This is a genomic window from Dactylosporangium sp. CA-139114, from assembly GCF_050955725.1.
In the GTDB taxonomy this organism is placed as follows: domain Bacteria; phylum Actinomycetota; class Actinomycetes; order Mycobacteriales; family Micromonosporaceae; genus Dactylosporangium.
The window spans coordinates 3723468-3746494 of record NZ_CP192080.1; the positions used below are offsets into that span (position 1 = coordinate 3723468).

A 23027-nucleotide genomic window follows, 5' to 3' on the forward strand; every position below is an offset into this window, starting at 1 on the left:
CCCTGGGCACGTCCGGGTCGACCCCGGCCGGATGCTTCCCGTACGGTGGCCGGGTGCGCGGCATCATCCTCGCCGGTGGGACCGGCTCACGTCTGTGGCCCTTGACCAAGGCCGTGTCGAAGCAGCTGATGCCTGTCTTCGACAAGCCGATGATCTACTACCCGCTCACCACGCTGGTGATGGCGGGCATCCGGGAGATCCTCGTCATCACCACGCCCGAGGACCAGGACCAGTTCGTCCGGCTGCTCGGCGACGGGTCGCAGTGGGGGCTCAGCCTGCAGTACGCGGCCCAGCCCCGCCCGGAGGGCCTCGCCCAGGCGTTCATCATCGGCGCGGACTTCATCGGCGACGAGAGCGTGGCGCTGGTGCTGGGCGACAACATCTTCCACGGTGGCGCGCTCGGCCAGCGGCTCGCCGACAACGCCTCGCTCATCGGCGGGCGGGTCTTCGCCTACCCGGTGTCCAACCCGGAGGACTACGGCGTGGTCGAGTTCGCCCCCGACGGGCGGGTGCTCTCGATCGAGGAGAAGCCGATCCGGCCCAAGTCCCGCTACGCGGTGCCCGGGCTGTACTTCTACGACAACCGCGTCGTGCAGATCGCGCGCGACCTCAAGCCCAGCGACCGCGGCGAGCTCGAGATCACCGCCGTGAACGCGGCCTACCTCGAACGGGGTGAACTGCACGTCGGCGTGCTCGACCGGGGTACGGCCTGGCTCGACACGGGCACGTTCAACACCATGGTCCAGGCGGCCGAGTTCGTGCGCGTGATCGAGGAACGGCAGGGCTTCAAGGTCGGCTGCGTGGAGGAGGTCTGCTGGCGCGCGGGGCTGATCGACGACGAGCGCCTGCGCGAGCTGGCCGAGCCGCTGCGCAAGAGCGGATACGGCGAGTATCTGCTCAACCTCCTCGATTGGCAGCACTGAGACACCACGCCCGCACCGTACGAACGCACCGCCACCACGACCGACACGCTGGAGTGAGCACGTGAAGATCCGACAGCTCTCGATCGGCGGCGCCTGGGAGATCACCCCGGTTCTGCACGGGGACCCTCGGGGCCTGTTCACCGAGTTCTACCGCTTCGACCACCTGGCCGCCGAGATCGGCCACCCGCTGCGGCTGGCCCAGGGCAACCTCTCGGTCTCGGCCCGCGGCGTGGTGCGCGGCGTGCACTACGCCGACGTGCCGCCGAGCCAGGCCAAGTACGTCACCTGCGTCCGCGGCGCCGTGCTCGACGTGGTCGTGGACATCCGGGTCGGATCCCCGACATTCGGCCGCTGGGAGGGCGTGCAGCTCGACGACGTGGACCGCCGGGCGGTCTACCTCTCCGAGGGCCTCGGCCACGCGTTCTGCGCGCTCACCGACGACGCCACGCTCACCTACCTGGTGTCGGAGACGTACAACCCGGCGGGCGAGCACGACCTGCACCCGCTCGACCCCGACCTGGCCATCGCCTGGCCCGTCGAGCAGCCGCAGCTGTCCGCGAAGGACGCCAAGGCGCCGACGCTCAAGCAGCGCCTCGCGGAGGGCACGCTGCCCGACTACGCCACCTGTCAGAGGTATACGGAAAGTCTCCGCTCCCAATAGGTTCGAATCGGCGTTCAGGCGGCTAATGTCTCTACATGGACCGGCGAATTTTCGGCCTTGAGACCGAATACGGGGTCACGTGCACCTACCGGGGACAGCGCCGCCTGTCGCCGGACGAGGTCGCCCGCTATCTGTTCCGGCGCGTCGTTTCGTGGGGCCGTTCCAGCAACGTCTTCCTGCGCAACGGCGCGCGCCTGTATCTCGACGTGGGCTCGCACCCGGAATACGCCACCCCCGAGTGCGACTCCGTGCCCGACCTGGTGGTCCACGACCGGGCCGGCGAGCGCATTCTCGAGGGCCTGCTGGTCGACGCCGAGCGCCGGCTGCACGACGAGGGCATCGCCGGCGAGATCTACCTGTTCAAGAACAACACGGACTCCGCCGGCAACTCCTACGGCTGCCACGAGAACTACCTGGTCAGCCGCCACGGTGAGTTCGGCCGCCTGGCCGACATCCTGATCCCGTTCCTGGTCACCCGCCAGCTCATCTGCGGCGCCGGCAAGGTGCTGCAGACCCCGCGCGGCGCCGTGTACTGCCTGTCCCAGCGCGCCGAGCACATCTGGGAAGGCGTCTCGTCGGCGACCACCCGGTCCCGGCCCATCATCAACACGCGCGACGAGCCGCACGCGGACGCGGAGCGGTATCGCCGCCTGCACGTCATCGTCGGCGACTCGAACATGAACGAGGTCACCACGCTGCTCAAGGTCGGCACCGCGGACATCGTGCTGCGGATGATCGAGGCCGGCGTGGCGATGCGGGACCTGTCGCTGGAGAACCCCATCCGGGCCATCCGCGAGGTGTCGCACGACATCACCGGCCGCCGCCGGGTCCGCCTGGCCAGCGGCAAGGAGATCTCGGCGCTGGAGATCCAGCAGGAGTACTTCGACAAGGCGACCGAGTTCCTGGACCGCCGCGGCGCCGACGCGGCCACCAAGCGGGTCATGGACCTGTGGGGCCGCGTGCTCAACGCCGTGGAGACCGGCAACCACAAGGACGTCGAGCGCGAGGTCGACTGGGTGACCAAGCTCGGCCTCATCGAGCGGTACCAGGCCAAGCACGACCTGCCCCTGTCCCACCCGCGGGTGGCGCAGATGGACCTCGCCTACCACGACCTGCGCCGCGGCCGCGGCCTCTACGGGCTGCTGGAGAAGCGCGGATCGGTCGACCGGGTCGCCACGGACCTCGAGATCTTCGAGGCCAAGGAGACCCCGCCGCAGACCACCCGGGCGCGCCTGCGCGGCGAGTTCATCCGCCACGCCCAGGAGCGCCGCCGCGACTTCACCGTCGACTGGGTGCATCTGAAGCTCAATGACCAGGCACAGCGCACCGTGCTGTGCAAGGACCCGTTCCGCGCCTACGACGAGCGCGTGGACCGGCTGATCGCGAGCATGTGACGTTGCGGCCCTCGGGGGATTAGGCTGGCCCGCGCTATGGATGAGTTGCCGGACCACCAGCCCCCGAGGCCCAAGAAGCTCGGGGCCGACTTCAACCCCGACCGCCCGGCCACCAACCGGTTCGGCCGGCGGCTCCAGCGCATCCGCGAGGAGGTCGAGCGCAACCGCACGGTCGGCCCGAAGTACCCGACCTGGCTGCTCGCCACCATCCTGATCGTGATCATCGTGGGCTTCACCCTGATCGTGATCTACGCATGACCCGCGGCCGCACCCGCCGCCTCGCCGCGCTGGTCGCCCTGGCGGCGCTGCTGTCCGCGTGCACCGACGACGGCCCGAAGCGCACCCCGCTGCCGGCCGGCCCGACCGGCGCCCCGGACGTCTCGCACCAGCCGCTGCCGTCCCCGACCCTGCCCCCGGTGGTCAACTCCGACGGCTGCCAGGGCCTGATCGGCGCCGACCAGGTGAAACAGTCCACGGGCCTGCCGGTCCAGCCGAGCCCGGGCGACGGCGCGGCGGCCGTGGCGCAGTACGGCCAGGCGGTGCAGACCCTCGGCCTCAACGCCCGCGCCCGGATGTGCCCCTTCGCCAGCCCGGCCGGCGACCAGGTGACCGTGGTGGCCCTGACGTTCACGGACGCGGGCCAGGCCCAGAAGCTCTGGACGACGATCGTGTCCCTCGAGGCCGTCGGCGGCGTGGGGGAGGCGGCGCTGAGCGACAAGTCCAAGACGCTGCTGACCCGGCGGGGGAAGGCGATCGTGGCGGTCTACCTGGTCGTGGCGGCCGCCCCGGAGGCGGACCACCTGCCGCAGCTGCGGTCGGTGGCGAACGCGGCCCTCGCCAAAGCCTGACCCGGGTCCGCGGGGGCGCGGACCGTTGCTCGCGTCAGGCAGTGAGCGTCGCGGCGTAGCGGCCCGCGGCGGCCGCCGACAGGAAGTACGCCGTGTCCGCGCTCAGGTCGCGGCCCATCGTCGACAGCTTCACCGGCAACTCGCCCAGCGGCCGCGCCAGGTCCGCCGACGGAACCTCCACCAGCGTGTGCGGCGGGCACAGCGCGGACAGCGCCGCGCGCACCGGGCCCGCCAGCGCGGGGGAGAGGTCCGAGGGCATCACGAGGTCGGCCGGGGCCAGGGCCACGCGGCCGAAGGCGGTCAGGCTGTGGTGGGAGACGCCGTTGTGGCGCGGGCGCGGGTCGGCGTCCGAGATGCGCGGGGCCGCGACCGGGCGCCCGCCGAGCGCGTGCACCGCGTTGACCGCCTCGCCGGCCGCGACGCCCGAGAAGCCCCAGCTCGTGCCGGTACCGAGGTTGCCCGGGCCCTGCGTGACGATCGCGAGGTCCGCGTGCAGGCCGTGCCGGGCGGCGAGCAGGCCGCTGTGCACGTTCGTCGACTCGAGGTCGCCGCCGAAGGACTGGCCCGTGGTCACGGTGCCGGCGAGCCGGGGGCGCAGGCCGTCGAGGGTGCGCGAGAACCAGGCGGGCAGGGCGCCGCCGTCGGTCATCACGTAGGCGACGCGCAGCCCGGGCCGCTCGGCCAGCGCGCCGGCGAGCACCGCGGGCAGGGCCGAGTGCAGGTCCGCCACAACCACGGGCATGCCGCCGAGGTCCACGGCGCCGGCCAGCTCCCCGCGCAGGGGCGAGGCCTCCTCGTCGGCCGCGAGGACGATCGCCTGCAGCGGGGTGTACCGCGCCTTGACCACGTGCCCGGGAACGTCCACGTCGTCGGGCAGCCGGTCCGGCAGGGCCACGACGAGCGCGTAGCCGCCGGTGCCGAGGCCGAGGGCGAGCGCGTTGAGGTTGAGCAGCACCCGGTCACCCGCGCGGGGGACACCGACGAGGGCGGGGTAGGCCAGGGCCCGTACCGAAGCCGGATCCCCGGGGCGGCGAGCCTCCACGGTGACGTCGAGCTCGAGACTCCCGTGCCACTCCCGGCGGGTGTCGACAACGGTTCCCCAGCGCCAGCGAATCACGGCGCACACAGTAACGCAGCGACACAGCGCGCTGCTGTGGTGACGGTGTGAACGCGCACCGCGGGGCTGGCGCAGAACAGGCGTTCGGGCTGGTAGGTTCGCTTGCGTGTCGCGGACTCGAACCGAGCGCCTGGTGAATCTGGTGATCTGCCTGCTCGCTACGCGCCGTTTCCTGACCGCCGAGCAGATCGCGGCGATCGTGCCGGGCTACGAGCACGATCCCAACGACGAGCGCGACCACGAGGCGTTCCAGCGCAAGTTCGAGCGCGACAAGTCGGAGCTGCGCGAGCTCGGCGTGCCGCTGGAGATGGGCACGGCGAGCATCTTCGACAACGAGCAGGGCTACCGCATCGCCCGGCGGGAGTATGCGCTGCCCGACATCCCGCTCGCCCCGGACGAGGCGGCCGCGGTCGGCATCGCGGTGCGGCTGTGGCAGCAGACCGGCCTGGCCGCGGCGGCGTCCTCGGGCCTGGCCAAGCTGCGGGCCGGCGGCATCGACGTGGACCCGCACGCCACCCTCGGCGTCGAGGCCGTCGTCACCGTCGATCCGGCCTTCGAGCCGTTGACGGCGGCGGTACGGGACCGGCAGGCGGTCACCTTCTCCTACGAGGTCCCCGAGCGCGACGCCGCCGGCGTGCGCCGCCTGCAGCCGTGGGGCGTGGTGTGCTGGCGCGGCCGGTGGTACGTCGTCGGACACGACCTCGACCGGGGCGCCGAGCGCTGCTTCCGGCTGTCGCGGATCGTCAGCGGGGTGCGGCGCATCGGCCGGCGCGGCGCCTACGAGCCGCCCAAGACCGACCTCATCGCCAAGGTCGCGGGCTTCTCGGGGCCCGTCGAGCGGGTCGGGCGCGCCACCGTGCTCGTGCGACCGGAGAAGGCCGCGGGGGTCCGGCGCTGGGCCGAGCAGTGCGTGCCGGGGCCCGACGGGGACCGGCTCACCCTGAGCTACTCCGACGCCGATCTGTTCGCCGAGTGGCTGGTGGGGTACGGCGCGGATCTGGTCGTCCTCGACCCGCCCGAGGTGCGTGACGGCGTCGTGCGCCGGCTGCGGGCCATCGCCGCCGCCTACGACCCCGCCGGCTCGCAGGTCGGGGTGCCGGCGTGACGAACTCCGCGGAGCGCCTCGCGCGCATGCTCAACCTGGTGCCCTACCTGCAGGCCCGCCCCGGCATCACGATCGCCGAGGCCGCCGCCGACCAGGGCATCACCGACCGCCAGCTGCGCGAGGACCTCGAGCTGCTGTGGATGTGCGGGCTGCCCGGCTACGGCCCCGGCGACCTCATCGACATGGCGTTCGTCGGCGACAGCGTGACCCTGACCTACGACGCCGGCATCGGCCGCCCGCTGCGCCTCACGCCCGACGAGGCGCTCGCGCTCATCGTGGCCCTGCGCATGCTCGCCGAGACGCCGGGCGTCACCGCCGGGGACGGCGTGCACCGGGCGCTCGCGAAGATCGAGCACGCGGCCGGGGATCTCGCCGACGCGCCCGTCGCGGTGCGGCTCCCCGGCGCCTCCGACCGGCTCGAGGAGCTGCGCGGGGCCGTCGACCGGCGGCGGGCGCTGCGGATCACGTATTACACCGCCACCCGCGACGAGACCACCGAGCGCGTCGTGGACCCGATGCGCGTGCTGGTCGTCGGGCGGTGGGCCTACCTGGAGGCGTGGTGCCGCCGCGCCGAGGCCGTCCGGCTCTTCCGCGTCGACCGCATCGACGCCTCCACCGAGCTCGACGAGGCCGCGCAGGTGCCGCCGCGGGCCCGGCCGACCGACACCCGCACCGGCACGCTGTTCACCCCGACGCCGGACCTGCCGCTGGTGACCCTGCGCGTTGGGCGGGGGGCGCGGTGGATCACCGAGCAGTACCCGTGCGAGACGGTCGAGCGCGGCCCCGGCGAGCACTGGACGGTCTCGCTGCGCGCCTCCGACCTCGACTGGGCCCGGCGGCTCGTGCTGCGCCTCGGCGCCGAGGTCACCGTCGTGGCCCCGGCCGCGCTCGCCGAGGCGGTCGTCGCCGAGGCGAACGCGGCGCTGGCGGCCTACGTGCACTAAGGTCGATCACGTGCTGTGGTGGATCTCGGGCGGCATCGTCCTGCTCGCGCTGATCGTCCTGATCGTCGTCGCGCTCAGCGTCATGAGCCGGCTGCGCGCGTTCGACAACGCGGCGCGGGCCATGCAGGCGCGCCTGGAGGACGGCCAGCGCCGGGTCGAGCCGCGCCTCGCCACGCTCCAGCAGACCGTCGAGCAGATGATGCCGCAGCTGGAGGCCATGGCCGCCCAGCAGGCCGCCAAGCAGCGGGTGATTGAGAACAGTTAACAATCCTGGCAGATAAACCCGGGCAAAGTGCACCTTTGTCCGGTCGGATGGTTGACGATCGGGCGGATCGGCGTCAACACTCGTCAGGACTTCAGCGGCCGGACTCCATCCCGCAAACCCCGGCCTCTGCCCTCACCCTCCGGTGGTCAGTACGATGGGTGCGGCAGCTCAAATACAGTGAGGTGGCTTCACATGGGTGCGGTTAGGCCGTGGCACATCATCGTCCTGGTGGTCGTGCTGATCCTGCTGTTCGGCGCGAAGCGCCTGCCCGACGCGGCGCGTTCGCTCGGCCGCTCGATGCGGATCATCAAGGCGGAGACCAAGGGCCTCGCCGACGACGACGTCGACGCCAAGGCCGAGGCGCAGTCGGGTCGTGAGCCGCTGCGGGGTGAGATCGCCGACAACCAGGCCTCCCCGAGCCCGCGCGTCGACCCGGTTGACCACGCTCGCGAGCGCTGAGGCGCGCTCCGGTCGTGAGCATCCTCGCCCGGCGGCGGGATAAGCAGCCGTCGAACTTCGAGCGCGCCGCAGATGGCTCCATGACGCTCTTGGAGCATCTGCGGGAGCTGCGGACCCGGCTCTTCCGAGCCTCGATCGCGATCGTGCTCGGCATGATCGTCGGTTACCTGCTCTCGGGGCACGTCCTGGCAATCCTCCAGGAGCCGTACTGCCAGCTCGCCCAGAAACTCGAACTGCAGCACAACAACGGGGTCCTGCCGGCCGACTGGCGGTGCGGGTTCGTGGCCCTGAAAGTCACTGATCCGTTGCTGCTGAAGCTGAAGATCTCGCTGTGGGTCGGCCTGATCGTGTCGGCGCCGTTCTGGATGTACCAGCTCTGGGCCTTCATCGCGCCCGGCCTGCACCGTAACGAGCGCCGCTGGGCCTACGTGTTCGCCGGCCTGGCCGCGCCGCTGTTCGCCGGCGGCGCGGTGCTGGCGTTCATCGTGGTGTCGAAGGGCCTCGAGTTCCTCGTGGGCTTTGTCAACCCGGAGACCCAGATCATGCTGGAGGCGATGTCGTACGTCGACTTCGTGACCGGCATGATGGCCGTCTTCGGCGTCGCCTTCGAGTTCCCGCTCGGCATCATGCTGGCCAACATCGCGGGCATCGCGACGGGCAAGCGGCTGCTGGGCTGGTGGCGCATCGCGGTCTTCATCTTCTTCGTCTTCGCCGCGGTCGCGACGCCGACGGCCGACCCGTTCGGCATGACGTTCCTGGCCCTGTGCATGTCGGTGCTGTACTTCGGTGCCGTCGTCTTCGCCCTCGTCAACGACAAGCGGCGCAACCGCAACCGCCCGTCGTACGCGGGCATCGGCGACGACGAGGTCTCCTCGCTGGACGACTACGAGGTCGAACCGGTCGAGGCGGCGAGCCCGATCGACGGCTACGACCAGATCGACGCCCCGACCCCGGTGGCGGCTCCGACGGCGGTCGACAAGCCCAGGCCGCTGGACAGCCGCTACGACGACTTCACGTAGACAGCGCTCTGTTCGGCTCGGCTCACGGCGCCCCGGTCTTTCGAGACCGGGGCGCTGTTGTTGCGCGAAAAGTCGGGCGCTCCGCGCCGCGACTTTTCGGATTTATACCCCGACGGGCGGGATATCCGGATTCGGCGGGCCGAGGGCCGCGGCGCGCCCGGGAGCGGGAGGGGGCGGCCGCGCTGTGCGAGGGTGCGGCGGTGGGCGTGCCGCGCTGTGCGGGGGCGGCGGGGAGGGCGTGGCCTCGGCGCGCCCGGGCGCGGGGCGGGGCGTGGCCGCGCTTGCGGGGTGCGGCGGAAGGGTGGCCGCGCTGTGCGGGGGTGCGGCGGTGGGGGTGGCCGCGCTGTGCGAGGGCGGCGGGGAAGGCGTGGCCTCGGCGCGCCCGGGCGCGGGGAAGGCGTGGCCGCGCTTGCGGGGTTCGGCGGAGGGGGGCCGCGCTGTGCGACGGCGCGGGGGAGGACGTGGCCGCGCTGTGCGGGGGTGCGGGGCAGGGCGTGGCCGCGCTGGCGGGAGGCGAAGCGGCTGAAGTCCAAGGTGCGGAAGGGCAGGTCGGTCGCCCCGAGCCAGGAGCTCCGGCGGCCTGCGAGGTCGAGGCGGGTGGCGACGTGGCGACGCGGGTGGCGGTGTGCGGCGGTGCGGCCCGGGGGATGCAGTGGCGTGGGCGGCCTCAAGGAGCGGCGCAGTCGAGTCGAAGCGGACGGAAGCGCGGCGGTGCGGCGAGGTCGATGGGGGGCCAGCAAGGGAGCGGTGCGGCGAGTGGATGCGGGGGCGGCAAGGGAGCGGTGCGGTGAGGTTGATGCGGGGAGCGGCAAGGAAGCGGTGCGGCGAGAAGTGGCGTGGCGGTTGATCGCGGGTGGGTCGTTGAACGTTTACAGTCTCGCCCGTGAACATCGCGCTGCTCGTCAACCCCACCGCCGGCAAGGGTCGCCGGGCGGCGTTGCTTCCCGCGGTGCTGGAGCGGCTGGGCGCGCACGGGGCGAGTGTCGAGGTCCTCGGCGCGAGCGCGGCCGCCGAGGCGAAGGAGCAGGCTCGCCGGGTCGTTGCCGAGGGGCGGTGTGACGCGCTCGTGGCCATGGGGGGCGACGGGACCGTCCACCTCGGGCTGCAGGCCGTGGCCGGGACCGGTACGCCGTTCGGGATCGTCCCGGCCGGCACCGGCAACGACTTCGCGGTGCGGCTGGGGCTGCCGGGCGATCCGCTCGAGGCCGCCGCGAACGTGGCCGACGCGCTGCGCGGCGATCGGAGGCGCGCGATCGACCTGGTGTGGCTGGAGGGCGACGACGGGACGCGGGCCTGGTTCGGGGCGGTGCTCGCGGCCGGGTTCGACGCGTTCGTCAACGAGCGCGCCAATCGCATGCGGTGGCCGAAGGGGCCGCAGCGGTACAACCGGGCGATCGTCGAGGAGCTGGTGGCGCTGCGGCCCAGGCGGTACACGATGAGCCTCGACGGCGCGGAAACCGTCTTCGACTCCGTGCTGGTCGCGGTCGGCAACACCGAGTCCTACGGCGGCGGCTTCCGCATCGCGCCCGGGGCCGACCCCACCGACGGGCTGCTCGACGTCGTCGTCGCCGAGCCGCTCGGGCGGCTCACGCTCATGCGGCTGCGGCCGAAGGTGCTCAAGGGCACGCACGTGCGCGACCGCCGGGTCAGCACGCACCGGGCCAAGGAGGTCAGGCTCGACGGGGCGGGGATCACCGCATACGCCGACGGGGAGCGGATCTGTCCACTCCCCGTGACCATGTCGTGTGTACCAGGAGCGCTCACGCTGCTGGCCTGAGCGCTCAGGCGGCGTTGCGGATGCGCACCTTGACGCCGTTGCCCGAGGGCTCGGTGGACACGTCCGACTGCTCGACGTCCTGCGGCACCGAGAAGCTCCGGGAGAACGAGGACGAGCTGGACGAGGACGACGAGAAGTGCGCGCCGCCGGCGTCGTGGCTCTCCGCGGTACTGCTGCCGCCCGCGCCCTTGATCGTCAGGCGCCCGCCGGCGACCTGGACGTCGACGTTCGACGGGTCGATGCCCTCGACCGTGATGACGAGATCGTCACCGTCGGTCGCGGTGCGCACCGACGCGGCGTGGGCGTGCTGTGCGGCGTCGCCCATGTCCTGCTCGAGGCGGGCGAGGGCGCTCGTGGGGTCCCAGCGGTTCAACGGCATGACGTACCTCCGCAGAAAGAATTCGTGTCGTTGCCTGCACTGTCGTCGCCGAACACCATCGCGACAAGCTCAGAGGCGGTGTTGCGACACTGTTTCCCGGCGCGGCCGGAATTCAATCGCCACCCCGGACCGGCCCCCTACAGCAGCCGCAGGATTCCTCCCAGTCCGTGCACCTTGCCCGGTTCACTCTCCGGGAGGACCAGCACCGAGCAGCCGGCCGCCGCGGCGCCCGCGTCCGCCGGGGTGTCGCCGACCATCAGCGCCCGCTCGGGGTCGACGCGCAGGGCGGCGCACGCGTTCCAGAAGATGGCCGGGTCCGGCTTGACCCGCCCGACCTCGTAGGAGAGCACGAACGCGTCCACCAGGTCGGCGAAGCCCAGCTCGGCGGCGAGCTCGCGCAGGTCGAAGCCGATGTTGCTGACCACCGCGACGGGCACCCCGGCCGCGCGCAGGGCCCGCAGGGTCGGCACGGTGTCGGCGTAGAGCTCCCAGCCGTCGGCGAGCAGCAGCCGGTCGTACAGCGGCGTCGCCAGCTCCTCGTCGACGGTCGCGGCCAGGCCCGTGAAGCAGGCCCGGTGCGCGTGCGCGGAGAGGTCGCGATCCGCCCACACCTCGGCGAGGTGCGCGGGCACCCGCTGCGGCTTGGGGCCGCCGGCCCGCCCGGCGGTGGTGAGCCGGTCGGCGAGCACGGTCGCCTTGCCGCGATCGATGGTGTTGCCGAGGCTCTCGGCGGCCTTGGTCACCCACCGAACCGCGTCCTCGACCTGCGCAAGTGTCCCGTGGAAGTCCAGCAGCACCGCCTCGATCGGCCGTCGGGAAGTGGGTAACTCGTCGCTTTCCGGCACGCCAGCACGATACCTAGGAGCGGATCCGGGCTTGCTTCGCCTAGCCTTGGGAGCGTGAGCGGTACGGAGCGAAGCGGAGTGGCCGCGAACCAGAGGCACAGGGCGGGGCTTGCGCTGTCGCCGGAGCTTGCGGAGGCGACAGCGTGAGCGGTACTGAGGACAGTGGAACGAGCCCAGCCGACCGCTATGCAGCCGCTCGGCAGCGAGCCGCGAGCGCCTCGCGGCAGCCGGCGCTCACCGAGTTCGCCGAGGAGCTGTCGTTCGTCCTCGACCCCTTCCAGGCCGAGGCGTGCGCGGCGCTGGAGCGTGGCACGGGCGTGCTGGTGTGCGCCCCCACCGGCGCCGGCAAGACGGTCGTCGGCGAGTTCGCCGTGCACCTGGCCCTGCGGCAGGGGCGCAAGTGCTTCTACACGACGCCGATCAAGGCGCTGTCCAACCAGAAGTACAACGACCTCGTCGAGCGCTACGGCGCCGAGCGGGTCGGCCTGCTCACCGGCGACAACGCGATCAACGGCGACGCGCCCGTGGTGGTCATGACCACCGAGGTGCTGCGCAACATGCTCTACGCCGGCTCCGCGACCCTGCAGGGCCTCTCCTACGTGGTCATGGACGAGGTGCACTACCTCGCCGACCGGTTCCGCGGCGCGGTGTGGGAAGAGGTGATCATCCACCTGCCCGAGTCCGTCACGCTCGTCTCGCTGTCCGCGACCGTCTCCAACGCCGAGGAGTTCGCCGACTGGCTCGTGACCGTGCGCGGCGAGACGTCCGTGGTCGTCAGCGAGCACCGGCCGGTGCCGCTCTGGCAGCACATGCTCGTGGGCAAGCGGATGTTCGACCTGTTCCACGACGCCGAGGCGGCGCAGAAGCACGACGTGCATCCGGAGCTGCTGCGGTACCACCGCGAGATGCTCCGCCGCGTCGAACTGGCCGGCGGCGACCTGCGCCGCGGCAAACGCGGCCGCTGGACCGGCCCCTACCGCCCGGAGATCGTCGAGCGGCTCGACCGCGAGGGGCTGCTGCCCGCGATCCTATTCATCTTCAGCCGGGCCGGCTGCGACGCCGCCGTGCAGCAGTGCCTCGCCGCCGGGCTGCGCCTGACCGGGCCGGACGAGCGCGCCGAGATCCGCACCATCGTCGAGGAGCGCACCAAGCACATCCCGAGCGAGGATCTGCAGGTCCTGGGGTACTGGGACTGGCTCGACGGCCTCGAGCGCGGGCTCGCCGCCCACCACGCCGGGATGCTGCCGGCGTTCAAGGAGGTCGTCGAGGAGCTGTTCGTCCGCGGGCTGGTCAAGGCCGTCTTCGCCACCGAGACCCTGGCGCTGGGCATCAACATGCCGGCCCGGTGCGTGGTGCTCGAGCGGCTGGTCAAGTTCAACGGCGAGGCGCACGTCGACCTGACGCCGGGGGAGTACACGCAGCTCACCGGCCGGGCCGGGCGCCGGGGCATCGACGTTGAGGGCCACGCCGTCGTGGTGTGGGCGCCGGAGATCGATCCCCGCCATGTCGCCGGGCTCGCCTCCACGCGCACGTATCCGCTGAAGTCGAGCTTCCGCCCGTCGTACAACATGGCCGTCAACCTCGTCGGCAGCGTCGGGTTCGCGGAGGCGCGCGAGCTGCTGGAGAGCTCCTTCGCGCAGTTCCAGGCCGACCGCTCGGTGGTCGGCCTGGCCCGCCAGGTGCAGCGCAACACCGAGACCATGGCGACCTACGCCGGGGAGATGGCCTGCCACCTCGGGGACTTCGAGCAGTACTTCTCGATCCGCGTGGCCATCGCCGAGCGGGAGAAGGCGATCGCGCGCCAGGGCGTGCAGCAGCGCCGGGCGGCCGCGCTGGAGTCGCTGGAGCGGCTGCGCTCCGGCGACGTGATCCGGGTGCCCGCCGGGCGCCGCTCCGGCCTGGCGATCGTCATCGACCCGGGCACCGGCGGCTTCGGCGAGCCGCGCCCGCTCGTGCTCACCGAGGACCGCTGGGCCGGGCGCATCTCCGGCGCCGACTTCACCCAGCCCGTCGAGCCGCTCGGCCGGGTGCGGGTGCCGCGGCAGTTCAACTACCGCTCCGCCCAGGACCGCCGCGACCTCGCCTCCCAGCTGCGCCGGGTCGAGTTCGCCCCGCCGGAGCGCGGCCGGCCGGGCCGGTCCCGCAACGCCGCCGCGGCCGAGGACCACGAGCTGGAGTCGCTGCGCGCGTCGCTGCGCCGCCACCCCTGCCACCGGTGCCCCGAGCGCGAGGAGCACGCGCGCTGGGCCGAGCGCCGTCACCGCCTCGAGCGCGACACCGAGGGCCTGCGCGGCAAGGTCGCCACCCGCACCGGCTCGCTGGCGCGCACCTTCGACCGGGTCTGCGGGCTGCTCACCGACCGCGGCTACCTCTCCGAGGCCGGCGGGGTCACCGACGCCGGGCGCATGCTGGCCCGCATCTGGTCGGAGACCGACCTGCTCGTCGCCGAGTGCCTGCGCCGCGGGGTGTGGGACAAGCTCGGTCCGGCCGAGCTGGCCGCCGCGGTCAGCGTGCTCGTCTACGAGGCCCGCCGAGAGGCGGAAGACCGGGCATCGGTACCGCGGGGCGAGGTCACCGACGCCATCGACGCGACCCTGAAGCTCTGGGCCGACCTGCGCGACGACGAGGACTCGCGGGGCCTGCAGCTGACCCGGGAGCTGGATCTCGGGTTCGCGTGGCCGATGTACCGCTGGGCCCGCGGCGAATCCCTCACCAAGGTGCTCGGCAGCGTGCACGGGCTGGAGGGCGATATGCCGGCCGGCGACTTCGTACGCTGGTCACGGCAGGTGCTGGATCTGCTCGGGCAGCTCACCGACGCCTCCGGGGCGCCGGAGACGGTCCGGCGTACGGCACGGCAGGCGATGACGGCCGTCACCCGCGGCGTGCTTGCCTATAGCGTAATGGGATAGTTTTCCGGTTTTCGCACGTGAGGTGTATTCGCAAAAATCGCTCGGATCCGCAATGCTGCTCTCGCCGGTTCGCGGTGCATATCTGCGCGCGTCTCTTGGGCGGAGGACATCATGGGTCAATTGCACCATTTCACGTACGGCGCCATCACGCCGATCTTTGCCTTCGCCATGTCATTCCTGGGCTCCCTGCTGGGCCTGGTGAGCACCGCGCGGGCCCGGATCGCCACGGGCAGACGCCGCGCCTGGCTGCTGGTGCTCGCCGCGTGGTCGATCGGCGGCACCGGCATCTGGGTCATGCACTTCATGGCGATGGTCGGCTTCAGCGTGCAGGACAGCCCGCTGCGCTTCGACGTGCCGATCACGATCGCGAGCTTCTTCATCGCGGTCATCACCGTCGGCATCGGGCTGTTCATCGTCGGTCTGGGCCGGCCGAAGCTGTGGAAGGTGCTCGTCGGCGGCCCGATCACCGGCGTCTCGGTCGCGTTCATGCACTACACGGGCATGAAGGCGATGCACATCAACGGCAGCTTCGAGTACCGGACGAGCCTGTTCGTCGCCTCCTACGCGATCGCGATCGTCGCCGCGACCGTGGCCCTGTGGTTCACGATCGCCGTGCGCGGCATGCTCGCGACCGTCGCCGCGGCGGCCGTGATGGGCGTGGCGGTCTGCAGCATGCACTACACCGGCATGTACGCCATGCGGGTCCACCTCACGCACAGCACCGACAACGTGCCGGGCGTCGACGTCAACTGGTTCCTGGCCCCGATCGTGCTCTTCGTCCTGGTCGTGGTCGTCGCGCTGGCCAGCGCCGTGATGGCCGTCCCCTCGGAGCGCGAGCAGGCCGAGGCGGCCGCCGTGCGCGACAAGATCGCCGCCGGCCGCGCGATGCGCGAGGGGGCCGGCCCGATCTTCGGCGGCGGCGCCACCGGCTCCGGCGCGAGCGCGGCCCCGGCGCCGGGCGGCAAGGCGCCGGGGCAGGGTTTCGCGGCGCGGGCGGCCAACGGCGTCGCGGACGCCCGTCGCCGGCGCGGCCGCTGAGCGTGCATTGTTGTCTGGATTTCGCATCGCTGTTCGTCGCTGGATAAACCGCGGGTGTCCGATTTATCGGACAAGGAAGAACGATTCTGCGTGTCCATTTCCCGCTGCGGTCCTACGGCCGGCGGCCCGGCCTACGCGGAGTGCGGCGGCGAGCTGCGATGTGCTGCGGAAATCGTGCGCCGCGCCCCAGTCCTCGCCCCGTGCCGCCCTGTGGTGATGGCGTTGTGTCGCGCGCCAGTCGCCGCCCCGATGGGGGCGCAGCACCGCGCCCCAGCCGCCGCCACCGCGCCCCAGCCGCCGCCCCGCTCCGGCGACGGCGACGGCGTCGCGCCGTGGTCCGGTCGCCGCCCCTGGCGACGGCGGTGCCGCCCCGGGCGGCCGTGCTGTCGCCGTTCCCGGCCGAGGGCCGTCTCGTAGCGCCGGCCCACGTCGTTGAATGCCGACATGTCGCCTGTCGGGCGAAAAGTCCGATATGTCGGATCGCGAAGCGTCTGACATATCGCCTGACGATGGCGAACCTGCCGGGCAGCCCGTGGGCGGGACCGTGAACTCCCGCGAGCCGACCGGCCGAAAGCGGATACTAGGACAGTGACCGATGCCCGGCCCCGCCCCGACCTGCGCTCCGTCGGCAGCACGCTCGAGGAGTTCGAGCGGGATCTCATCAGCAACCTGTACTACCGGCGTGGCACCACCCTCGAGTCGGCCAGTGGCGCCGACGGGTACCACACGCTCGCGCTCACCGTGCGGGACCGGCTGATCGAGCGGTACGCGAAGACCGCCGCCGCGCACTACGCGGCCAACCCGCGGTTCGTGTACTACCTCTCCGCCGAGTACCTGCTCGGCAAGCAGCTGCGGCAGAACCTGCTCTACACCGGCACCGAGCGGTTCGCGCGCGAGATCGCGAAGAGGCTCGGCACGAGCCTCGAGGATCTCGAGAGCTACGACGTGGAGCCGGGGCTGGGCAACGGCGGGCTGGGGCGGCTCGCCGCGTGCCTGCTCGACTCGATGGCGACCCTGGACATCCCGGCGGTCGGCTACGGCATCCGCTACGAGTTCGGCATCTTCAAGCAGGGCTTCCGCGACGGCGCCCAGGTCGAGCGGCCCGACGACTGGACGTTCTACGGCAACCCGTGGGAGTTCTCCGCCCCCGACGACCGGCAGCGGGTCGGGTTCTACGGCACCACCGCGCCCGCGCTGGACGACCCGAGCGGGCTGCGGCGGCAGTGGACGCCCGCCGAGACCGTGCGCGGCGAGCCCAGCCACATGCTGGTGCCCGGCTACGGCACGCAGACCGTCAACATCGTGCGGCTGTGGCAGGCGCGGGCCAGCCGCGAGTCGTTCGACCTGTCGCGGTTCGGCGCCGGGCAGTACAAGGAGGCCGTCGAGGACATCACGCGCGCGGAGAACATCTCCAAGGTGCTCTACCCCGACGACAGCACGGAGCAGGGCCGCGAACTGCGTCTGAAGCAGCAGTACTTCCTCGTCGCGTGCTCGCTGCGCGACATCATCCGCCGGTACCGCCTGCGCAACTCCGGCTGGGACGCGTTCCCGGCCAAGGTCGTCATCCAGCTCAACGACACCCACCCGGTCATGGCCGTCACCGAGCTCATGCGGCTGCTCGTCGACGAGCAGGAGCTGGACTGGGACCTGGCGTGGTCGATCACCCGGCGCACCTTCAACTACACCTGCCACACGCTGCTGCCCGAGGCCCTGGAGACCTGGCCGGTGGCGGTGCTGGAGCGGCTGCTGCCCCGGCACATGGAGATCATCTACGCGATCAACTACTTCTTCCTGCAGGAGGTCGAGGCGACGTACCCGGGCGACCGCGACCGCATGCGCCGGCTCTCGATCATCCAGGAGGAGCCGGAGAAGCGGGTGCGGATGGCGCACCTGGCGGTCGTCGCCTCCGCGGCGGTCAACGGCGTCGCCGAGCTGCACACGAAGCTGCTCACCGAGACGACGCTGCGCGACTTCGCCGAGCTGTGGCCGCAGAAGTTCCACAACGTCACCAACGGGGTCACCCCGCGCCGGTTCGTGCGCCTGGCCAACCCGCGGCTGTCGGAGCTGGTGACCGAGCGGCTCGGCGACGAGCGCTGGATCACCGATCTCGACCGGTTCGAGGGCCTGGTGCCGGCCGCCGACGACCCGGCGTTCCTGGAGCGCTGGCGGGGCGTGAAGCGCGCGAACAAGGTCGGCCTCGCGGCGCTGGTGGAGAAGTCGACCGGGGTGATCCTCGACCCGGACGCGCTGTGCGATGTGATGATCAAGCGCTTCCACGAGTACAAACGCCAGCATCTGAAGCTGCTGCACGTCATCACGCTGTTCAACCGGCTGCGGGACGACCCGGGCCTGGACGTCGTGCCGCGCACCGTGCTCTTCGGCGGGAAGGCCGCCCCGGGGTACCACTCCATGAAGCTGCTGATCAGGCTCGTCAACGCGGTCGCGGAGGCGGTCAACACCGACCCGGCGGTGTCGCGCCACCTCAAGGTCGTGCTCCAGCCGGACTACAACGTGACCAAGGCCCAGGTCATCATCCCGGCCGCCGACCTGTCCGAGCAGATCTCGCTGGCCGGCAAGGAGGCGTCGGGCACGGGCAACATGAAGCTCGCGCTCAACGGCGCCGTCACCGTCGGCACCCTCGACGGCGCGAACATCGAGATCCGGGACCGGGTCGGGGCCGAGAACTTCTTCCTCTTCGGCCTCGACGCCGCCCACGCGGCCGAGCTGCGCCGGGACTACAACCCGCGGGCGTACTACGAGACCGACCCCGACCTGCGCGCGGCCATCGACCTGATCGCCGGCGGCACCTTCGCCAAGGGCGACCGGTCCCTCTTCGCGCCGGTCGTCGACGCGATGCTCGGCCGCGACGAGTATCTGGCCTTGGCCGACTACCGCAGCTACCTCGACAGCCAGGAGCAGGTCGAGCGGGCATGGCGGGACCAGGACGGCTGGGCCCGCATGTCGGTGCTCAACGCGGCCCGGTGCGGGTTCTTCTCCTCCGACCGGACCGTGCGTGACTACTGCGACCGGATCTGGCGCGTGGAGCCGGTGCGCGTCTCAGGCTGACGGGTCAAGCTGATAGGGCGTCCACGATCCGCTTGGTGGCACCGGCCAGGCCCCAGCGCTCGGCCAGGGCGATGAGCCCGTCGGGGTCGGCCGGCGCCAAGGGCAGCTTGGTCGCAAGCGGCGGCAGCGGCACCGCGCGCGAGACCGCCACGACGTCCTTCGCGCTCGCGAGGTACTCCCGGCCGGCCTCGATCTTCGCCCGCAGCCCCGGCGCGAAGCCCGAGCCCGGGTCGTCCAGCGCCGCGAGGATGCCCTCGAGGCTGCCGTAGCGATCCACGAGCCGGGCCGCGGTCTTCTCGCCGACGCCGGTGACCCCGGGCAGCCCGTCGCTCGGATCGCCGCGCAGGGCCGCGAGGTCCGCGTAGCCGGCCGCCGGCACCCCGTACTTGCCGTGCACCCCGGCGTCGTCGAGCACCTCGAGCTTGGCGACGCCGCGCCCGCAGTACAGCACCCGCACCGGCTTGTCGTCGTCGATGATCTGGAACAGGTCCCGGTCGCCGGTGGCCACCTCGACCGGGCCGGGCTCGCGGTGGGCGAGCGTGCCGATGACGTCGTCGGCCTCGAAGTCCGGCGCGCCCACGGCGGTGATGCCGAGCGCGGCCAGGAACTCGAGGATGATCGGCACCTGGGCCGACAGCGCGTCCGGCACCTCCTCGCCGCCGGCCGGGGTGAGCCGGTGCGCCTTGTAGGAGGGCAGCAGCGCGACCCGCCAGGCCGGGCGCCAGCTCTCGTCGAGGCAGCACACCATCCGGTCGGGGCGGCGGCCCTTGATGAGCGTGGAGAGCATGTCGAGGAACCCGCGCACGGCGTTGACCGGGGTGCCGTCCGGGGCCTTCGCGGCGGCCTCGGGCACGCCGAAGAACGCGCGGAAGTAGAGACTGGCCGAGTCGATCAGCAGCAGAGGGCGGTCCACCCTGGGGAGGCTAGCGCAGAACGTGGATCCGGGTGGTGGTCCCGGTCGTGCTGGTGTGTCGCTGCACCAGGTCGGCCAGGAAGTGCACCATCACCAGCCCCCGGCCGCGGCCGTGCGGGGGGCGCAGGCGGCCGATCATCGGGTCGGTGAGGTGGCCGAAGTCGCGGACCTCGCAGACCACGCGGCGCTCGTCGTACCAGGTGCGCAGGGTGCCGGAGCCGCCGCCGTGCTGGATGCTGTTGGTGGCGAGCTCGTTGACGGCGCTCTGCAGGTCCACGATCCGATCCGCCACCAGCTCGGCGTCCAGCCCCGCCTCGGCCACCCGGCGGCGCACGTCGACCAGGCTCTCGAGCTCGAAGCGCATCGTCGTCGCGCCGGCCGGGGGCTCGGAGAGCGGCACGTTGCCGGCGTCGACGGCGCCGTAGGGGTCGTAGGTGCCCGACGGGTAGCGGCCGTTGTCGTCGACCATGACCGGGTGCGTGCGATGGGCGTCGTCGATGCGCTTCTGGTCGAGGCGGGCGAGGTCGTACGGGCACAGCAGCGTCACGTCGCGGCCGGACAGTGCCACGTTGACCATCGCCTCGTGCTGCAGGCAGGCGGGGTACTCCTCGGCGGTGCGCTCGGGCCACACCGTCTGCGCGACGATGCGCACCCGGCGGCCGGGGTGCTGGTCCATGAACCGGCACAGCACCCAGGGGATGATGCGGCCCGGGTTGCGCCCGGCCTCGGTCATGTCGAGGAACTCGACGCCCTCGGCGAACGCGCCCAGCCGCTCCCGCAGGAGCTTGACGTTGGTGGGCGTGGCGGCGACGATCGTCGGCTCGTCGAGGGAGAACCCCTCGTAGATGAACTTCATGGTGCCGTCGAGGAAGCCCACGACGCCCTCGTAGAGCAACGCCTCGTGCACGAACGGGTCGGCGACCCGTTCGCCGGGCGTCGGCGCGCTTGGGCGGCTCATGGAGATGCGCGGCTCGTCTCTGGAGGTCGGGCCCTTACTCAAGCTTCGCGCTCAGACTACGCCACCTTCGTAGATCAATCACCCTGTCCGCCGGGATCGCCCTGCCGCCCGGAGTCCCACGGGTCACACAGAAACCAAACGAACGTTAAGCTGTGCGTGTGGAGCTGTATTCCCCCGACCGGCTGGCCGCCGCCCGGCGCGCCACGGCCGAGGCCGGGCTCGACGCCCTGCTGATCGGCCCGAGCGCGGACCTTCGCTACCTGACCGGCTACGACGCGCACGCCTTGGAGCGCCTCACCCTACTCGTCCTGCCCGCCGACGGGGACGCGGTGCTCATCGTCCCGCGCCTGGAGCGCCCCGCGGCCGAGGCGTCCCCGGCCGAGTCCGTCGGCGTGCGGCTCGTGGATCACGAGGACGGCAGCGACCCGTACCACATCGTGCGAGACCTCCTCGGCGACCGCGCCAAGACCGTCGGGCTCGGCAACCGCATGTGGGCCGAGCAGGTCCTGGCCCTGCGCGACGCGCTGCCCGACGCGGACCAGGCCCTCGCCGGCGCCGTCCTGCGCGGCCTGCGCCTGCGCAAGACCCCGGCCGAGGTCGAGGCGCTGCGCCGGGCCGGGCGGGCCATCGACGCGGTGCACGGGCGGATGGGGGAGTGGCTGCGGCCCGGGCGCACCGAGGCCGAGGTCGCCGCGGACATCGCGGCCGCCATCCGCGAGGCCGGGCACGCCACCGTCGAGTTCACCATCGTCGCCGCCGGGCCCAACGGGGCCAGCCCGCACCACGGGGTCTCCGACCGGGTGATCCGCGCGGGCGAGCCGGTCGTCGTGGACATCGGCGGGGCGATGCCCGACGGCTACTGCTCCGACTCCACCCGCGTCTACTGCGTCGGCGAGCCGCCCGCGGACTTCGCCGCCTACTACGCCGTGCTGCACGAGGCCCAGCGCGCCGCGGTCGCGGCCGTGCGCCCCGGCGTCACCGCCGAGTCCGTCGACGCCGCGGCCCGCCGGCACATCGCCGAGGCCGGCTTCGGCGACGCGTTCCTGCACCGCACCGGCCACGGCATCGGCCTGGACGGGCACGAGGACCCCTACATCGTGGCCGGCAACGAGACCCCGCTCGAGCCCGGCATGGCGTTCTCGATCGAGCCCGGCATCTACCTCGCCGGGCGTCACGGCGCGCGGATCGAGGACATCGTCGTGTGCACCGAGGACGGCGTCGAGCGGCTCAACACCATCGGCACGGAGCTGGTGATCCTGTGACTGTGCAACGGCCGTTCCTGTCGGATGAGGGCGCGGCGCTCATCGGGCTCGTCCGGGAGATCGCCGACGGCGAGCTGGCGCCGCGCGTCGAGGAGTTCGAGGCCGAGCGCCGCTTCCCCCGCGAGCTGTTCAAGGTCCTCGGCCGGGCCGGGCTGCTCGGGCTGCCCTACCCCGAGGAGGTCGGCGGGGCCGGGGTGCCCTACGAGCTCTACCTGCAGGTCCTCGAGGAGCTCGCGGCCCGCTGGCTGGCCGTGGCCGAGGGCGTCTCCGTGCACACCCTCGCCTGCTACCCCCTCGCCGCCTTCGGCTCCGACGAGCAGCGCAAGCAGCTGCTGCCCGACATGCTCGGCGGCGAGCAGCTCGGCGCCTACTGCCTCTCCGAACCGCACAGCGGCTCCGACGCCGCCGCGCTCAAGACCCGGGCCACGGCCGGGCCGGACGGCTGGACCGTGCGCGGCACCAAGGCCTGGATCACCCACGCCGGCCAGGCCGACTTCTACAACGTCTTCGTGCGCACCGGCGGCCCGCAGACCGACGGGCGCTCGGCCGGCATCTCCTGCCTGCTCGTCGACGGCGCCACGGCGGGCGTCGAGGCCCAGGCGCCCGAGAAGACCATGGGCCTGCGCTCCTCGACCGTCGCCCAGCTCGTCTTCGACGGCGCCGTCGTGCCCGCCGACCGGCTCATCGGCGAGGAGGGCGGCGGCTTCCGCATCGCGCTGAGCGCGCTGGACGGCGGCCGGCTCGGCATCGCCGCCTGCGCCGTCGGGCTCGCCCAGGCCGCGCTGGACTACGCCGCCGCCTACGCCCGCGAGCGCGAGCAGTTCGGCCGGCCGGTCGCCGAGTTCCAGGGCGTCGGGTTCATGCTCGCCGACATGGCGACGCAGATCGCCGCCGCCCGGGCGCTGTACCTTGCCGCCGCCCGCCTGCGCGACGCCGGGCTCCCGCACACCGCCGAGGCGGCCAAGGCCAAGCTGTTCTGCACCGACACCGCGATGCGGGTCACCACCGACGCGGTCCAGGTGCTCGGCGGCGCCGGTTACGTGTCGGACCACCCCGTCGAGCGGTACATGCGCGAGGCCAAGGTCCTGCAGATCTTCGAGGGCACCAACCAGATCCAGCGGGTGGTGATCTCCCGATCGCTGTAA

Annotated in this window: 21 protein-coding genes; 16 read left to right on the forward strand and 5 right to left on the reverse strand. The window is 72.3% G+C overall.

The genetic code is table 11. The annotated features are described in order from the left end of the window. Nucleotides 1-53 precede the first annotated feature (53 nt). The 5 genes from rfbA (at nucleotide 54) to ACQP2P_RS16930 (ending at nucleotide 3826) form a co-directional block, all read left to right on the forward strand. A complete protein-coding gene (gene rfbA / locus ACQP2P_RS16910; protein WP_433617141.1) occupies nucleotides 54-923 on the forward strand; it encodes a glucose-1-phosphate thymidylyltransferase RfbA in 870 nt (289 codons plus the stop codon). Nucleotides 924-984: 61 nt separating this feature from the next. Further along, nucleotides 985-1584, forward strand: coding sequence for a dTDP-4-dehydrorhamnose 3,5-epimerase family protein (locus ACQP2P_RS16915; RefSeq protein WP_433617143.1), 600 nt, complete (start codon nucleotides 985-987; stop codon nucleotides 1582-1584). Between the two features lie 35 nt (nucleotides 1585-1619). Further along, nucleotides 1620-2978, forward strand: a complete 1359-nt coding sequence (gene pafA / locus ACQP2P_RS16920) for a Pup--protein ligase (protein ID WP_433617145.1) — start codon at nucleotides 1620-1622, stop codon at nucleotides 2976-2978. A gap of 36 nt (nucleotides 2979-3014) precedes the next feature. Further along, the gene (locus ACQP2P_RS16925; RefSeq protein ID WP_433076461.1) at nucleotides 3015-3236 is read left to right on the forward strand and encodes a hypothetical protein; all 222 of its coding nucleotides are present in this window, start codon (nucleotides 3015-3017) and stop codon (nucleotides 3234-3236) included. Further along, nucleotides 3233-3826, forward strand: a complete 594-nt coding sequence (locus tag ACQP2P_RS16930; protein ID WP_433617147.1) for a hypothetical protein — start codon at nucleotides 3233-3235, stop codon at nucleotides 3824-3826. The genes ACQP2P_RS16925 and ACQP2P_RS16930 overlap by 4 nt, the downstream gene beginning before the upstream one ends. Before the next feature lie 34 nt (nucleotides 3827-3860). On the opposite strand, the gene ACQP2P_RS16935 is transcribed toward ACQP2P_RS16930, so the two are convergent. Then, nucleotides 3861-4943 carry a DUF3866 family protein gene (locus ACQP2P_RS16935; RefSeq protein WP_433617149.1) on the reverse strand — a complete coding sequence of 361 codons (1083 nt, stop codon included), beginning with the start codon at nucleotides 4941-4943 and terminating at the stop codon, nucleotides 3861-3863. Nucleotides 4944-5049: 106 nt separating this feature from the next. On the opposite strand from ACQP2P_RS16935, the gene ACQP2P_RS16940 reads away from it, so the two are divergent. The 6 genes from ACQP2P_RS16940 (at nucleotide 5050) to ACQP2P_RS16965 (ending at nucleotide 10512) form a co-directional block, all read left to right on the forward strand. Further along, complete coding sequence (locus ACQP2P_RS16940) at nucleotides 5050-6048, forward strand: helix-turn-helix transcriptional regulator (protein WP_433617151.1); 999 nt, start codon at nucleotides 5050-5052, stop codon at nucleotides 6046-6048. Between the two features lie 26 nt (nucleotides 6049-6074). Further along, the gene (locus ACQP2P_RS16945) at nucleotides 6075-6992 is read left to right on the forward strand and encodes a helix-turn-helix transcriptional regulator (RefSeq protein WP_433619161.1); all 918 of its coding nucleotides are present in this window, start codon (nucleotides 6075-6077) and stop codon (nucleotides 6990-6992) included. Between the two features lie 10 nt (nucleotides 6993-7002). Further along, complete coding sequence (locus ACQP2P_RS16950) at nucleotides 7003-7257, forward strand: hypothetical protein (protein WP_433617153.1); 255 nt, start codon at nucleotides 7003-7005, stop codon at nucleotides 7255-7257. Nucleotides 7258-7449: 192 nt separating this feature from the next. Continuing rightward, nucleotides 7450-7716 carry a Sec-independent protein translocase subunit TatA gene (tatA, locus tag ACQP2P_RS16955; protein WP_350613357.1) on the forward strand — a complete coding sequence of 89 codons (267 nt, stop codon included), beginning with the start codon at nucleotides 7450-7452 and terminating at the stop codon, nucleotides 7714-7716. Nucleotides 7717-7796: 80 nt separating this feature from the next. Continuing rightward, nucleotides 7797-8735, forward strand: a complete 939-nt coding sequence (tatC, locus tag ACQP2P_RS16960) for a twin-arginine translocase subunit TatC (protein ID WP_433617155.1) — start codon at nucleotides 7797-7799, stop codon at nucleotides 8733-8735. 883 nt (nucleotides 8736-9618) lie between these two features. Beyond that, nucleotides 9619-10512, forward strand: a complete 894-nt coding sequence (locus ACQP2P_RS16965) for a diacylglycerol kinase (RefSeq protein ID WP_433617157.1) — start codon at nucleotides 9619-9621, stop codon at nucleotides 10510-10512. A gap of 4 nt (nucleotides 10513-10516) precedes the next feature. Here the strand turns inward: ACQP2P_RS16965 and ACQP2P_RS16970 are convergent, their stop codons facing one another. Both ACQP2P_RS16970 and ACQP2P_RS16975 read right to left on the reverse strand, forming a co-directional pair. Then, nucleotides 10517-10891: an Hsp20 family protein gene (locus tag ACQP2P_RS16970; RefSeq protein ID WP_433617159.1), complete on the reverse strand. Its 375-nt coding sequence runs from the start codon at nucleotides 10889-10891 to the stop codon at nucleotides 10517-10519. A 137-nt stretch (nucleotides 10892-11028) separates the two neighbouring features. Beyond that, nucleotides 11029-11736, reverse strand: a complete 708-nt coding sequence (locus ACQP2P_RS16975; RefSeq protein WP_433617161.1) for an HAD family hydrolase — start codon at nucleotides 11734-11736, stop codon at nucleotides 11029-11031. 143 nt (nucleotides 11737-11879) lie between these two features. Here ACQP2P_RS16975 and ACQP2P_RS16980 point away from each other — a divergent pair, with 143 nt between their 5' ends. The 3 genes from ACQP2P_RS16980 to ACQP2P_RS16990 all read left to right on the forward strand — a co-directional run bounded on the left by ACQP2P_RS16980 (nucleotide 11880) and on the right by ACQP2P_RS16990 (nucleotide 18749). Further along, nucleotides 11880-14645, forward strand: coding sequence for a DEAD/DEAH box helicase (locus tag ACQP2P_RS16980; RefSeq protein WP_433617162.1), 2766 nt, complete (start codon nucleotides 11880-11882; stop codon nucleotides 14643-14645). Nucleotides 14646-14756: 111 nt separating this feature from the next. Next, nucleotides 14757-15683, forward strand: a complete 927-nt coding sequence (locus tag ACQP2P_RS16985) for an MHYT domain-containing protein (RefSeq protein ID WP_433617163.1) — start codon at nucleotides 14757-14759, stop codon at nucleotides 15681-15683. A 588-nt stretch (nucleotides 15684-16271) separates the two neighbouring features. Further along, on the forward strand, nucleotides 16272-18749 hold the full coding sequence (locus ACQP2P_RS16990) for a glycogen/starch/alpha-glucan phosphorylase (RefSeq protein WP_433617165.1): 2478 nt from the start codon (nucleotides 16272-16274) through the stop codon (nucleotides 18747-18749). A 4-nt stretch (nucleotides 18750-18753) separates the two neighbouring features. On the opposite strand, the gene ACQP2P_RS16995 is transcribed toward ACQP2P_RS16990, so the two are convergent. Further along, nucleotides 18754-19662, reverse strand: a complete 909-nt coding sequence (locus tag ACQP2P_RS16995; RefSeq protein WP_433617167.1) for a 5'-3' exonuclease — start codon at nucleotides 19660-19662, stop codon at nucleotides 18754-18756. Nucleotides 19663-19672: 10 nt separating this feature from the next. Continuing rightward, a complete protein-coding gene (locus ACQP2P_RS17000) occupies nucleotides 19673-20620 on the reverse strand; it encodes an anti-sigma factor RsbA family regulatory protein (RefSeq protein ID WP_433617169.1) in 948 nt (315 codons plus the stop codon). Nucleotides 20621-20778: 158 nt separating this feature from the next. Here ACQP2P_RS17000 and ACQP2P_RS17005 point away from each other — a divergent pair, with 158 nt between their 5' ends. Both ACQP2P_RS17005 and ACQP2P_RS17010 read left to right on the forward strand, forming a co-directional pair. Then, the gene (locus ACQP2P_RS17005; protein WP_433617170.1) at nucleotides 20779-21882 is read left to right on the forward strand and encodes a M24 family metallopeptidase; all 1104 of its coding nucleotides are present in this window, start codon (nucleotides 20779-20781) and stop codon (nucleotides 21880-21882) included. Further along, nucleotides 21879-23027: an acyl-CoA dehydrogenase family protein gene (locus ACQP2P_RS17010; RefSeq protein WP_433617172.1), complete on the forward strand. Its 1149-nt coding sequence runs from the start codon at nucleotides 21879-21881 to the stop codon at nucleotides 23025-23027. Before ACQP2P_RS17005 ends, ACQP2P_RS17010 begins: the two co-directional genes overlap by 4 nt.

Coding starts and splice junctions, on each gene's coding strand:
- pafA (WP_433617145.1), top strand. CDS start 1,620: ATGGACCGGCGAATTTTCGGCCTTGAGACCGAATACGGGGTCACGTGC.
- ACQP2P_RS16925 (WP_433076461.1), top strand. CDS start 3,015: ATGGATGAGTTGCCGGACCACCAGCCCCCGAGGCCCAAGAAGCTCGGG.
- ACQP2P_RS16930 (WP_433617147.1), top strand. CDS start 3,233: ATGACCCGCGGCCGCACCCGCCGCCTCGCCGCGCTGGTCGCCCTGGCG.
- ACQP2P_RS16945 (WP_433619161.1), top strand. CDS start 6,075: ATGCTCAACCTGGTGCCCTACCTGCAGGCCCGCCCCGGCATCACGATC.
- tatA (WP_350613357.1), top strand. CDS start 7,450: ATGGGTGCGGTTAGGCCGTGGCACATCATCGTCCTGGTGGTCGTGCTG.
- tatC (WP_433617155.1), top strand. CDS start 7,797: ATGACGCTCTTGGAGCATCTGCGGGAGCTGCGGACCCGGCTCTTCCGA.
- ACQP2P_RS16970 (WP_433617159.1), bottom strand. CDS start 10,891: ATGCCGTTGAACCGCTGGGACCCCACGAGCGCCCTCGCCCGCCTCGAG.
- ACQP2P_RS16985 (WP_433617163.1), top strand. CDS start 14,757: ATGGGTCAATTGCACCATTTCACGTACGGCGCCATCACGCCGATCTTT.
- ACQP2P_RS17000 (WP_433617169.1), bottom strand. CDS start 20,620: ATGAGCCGCCCAAGCGCGCCGACGCCCGGCGAACGGGTCGCCGACCCG.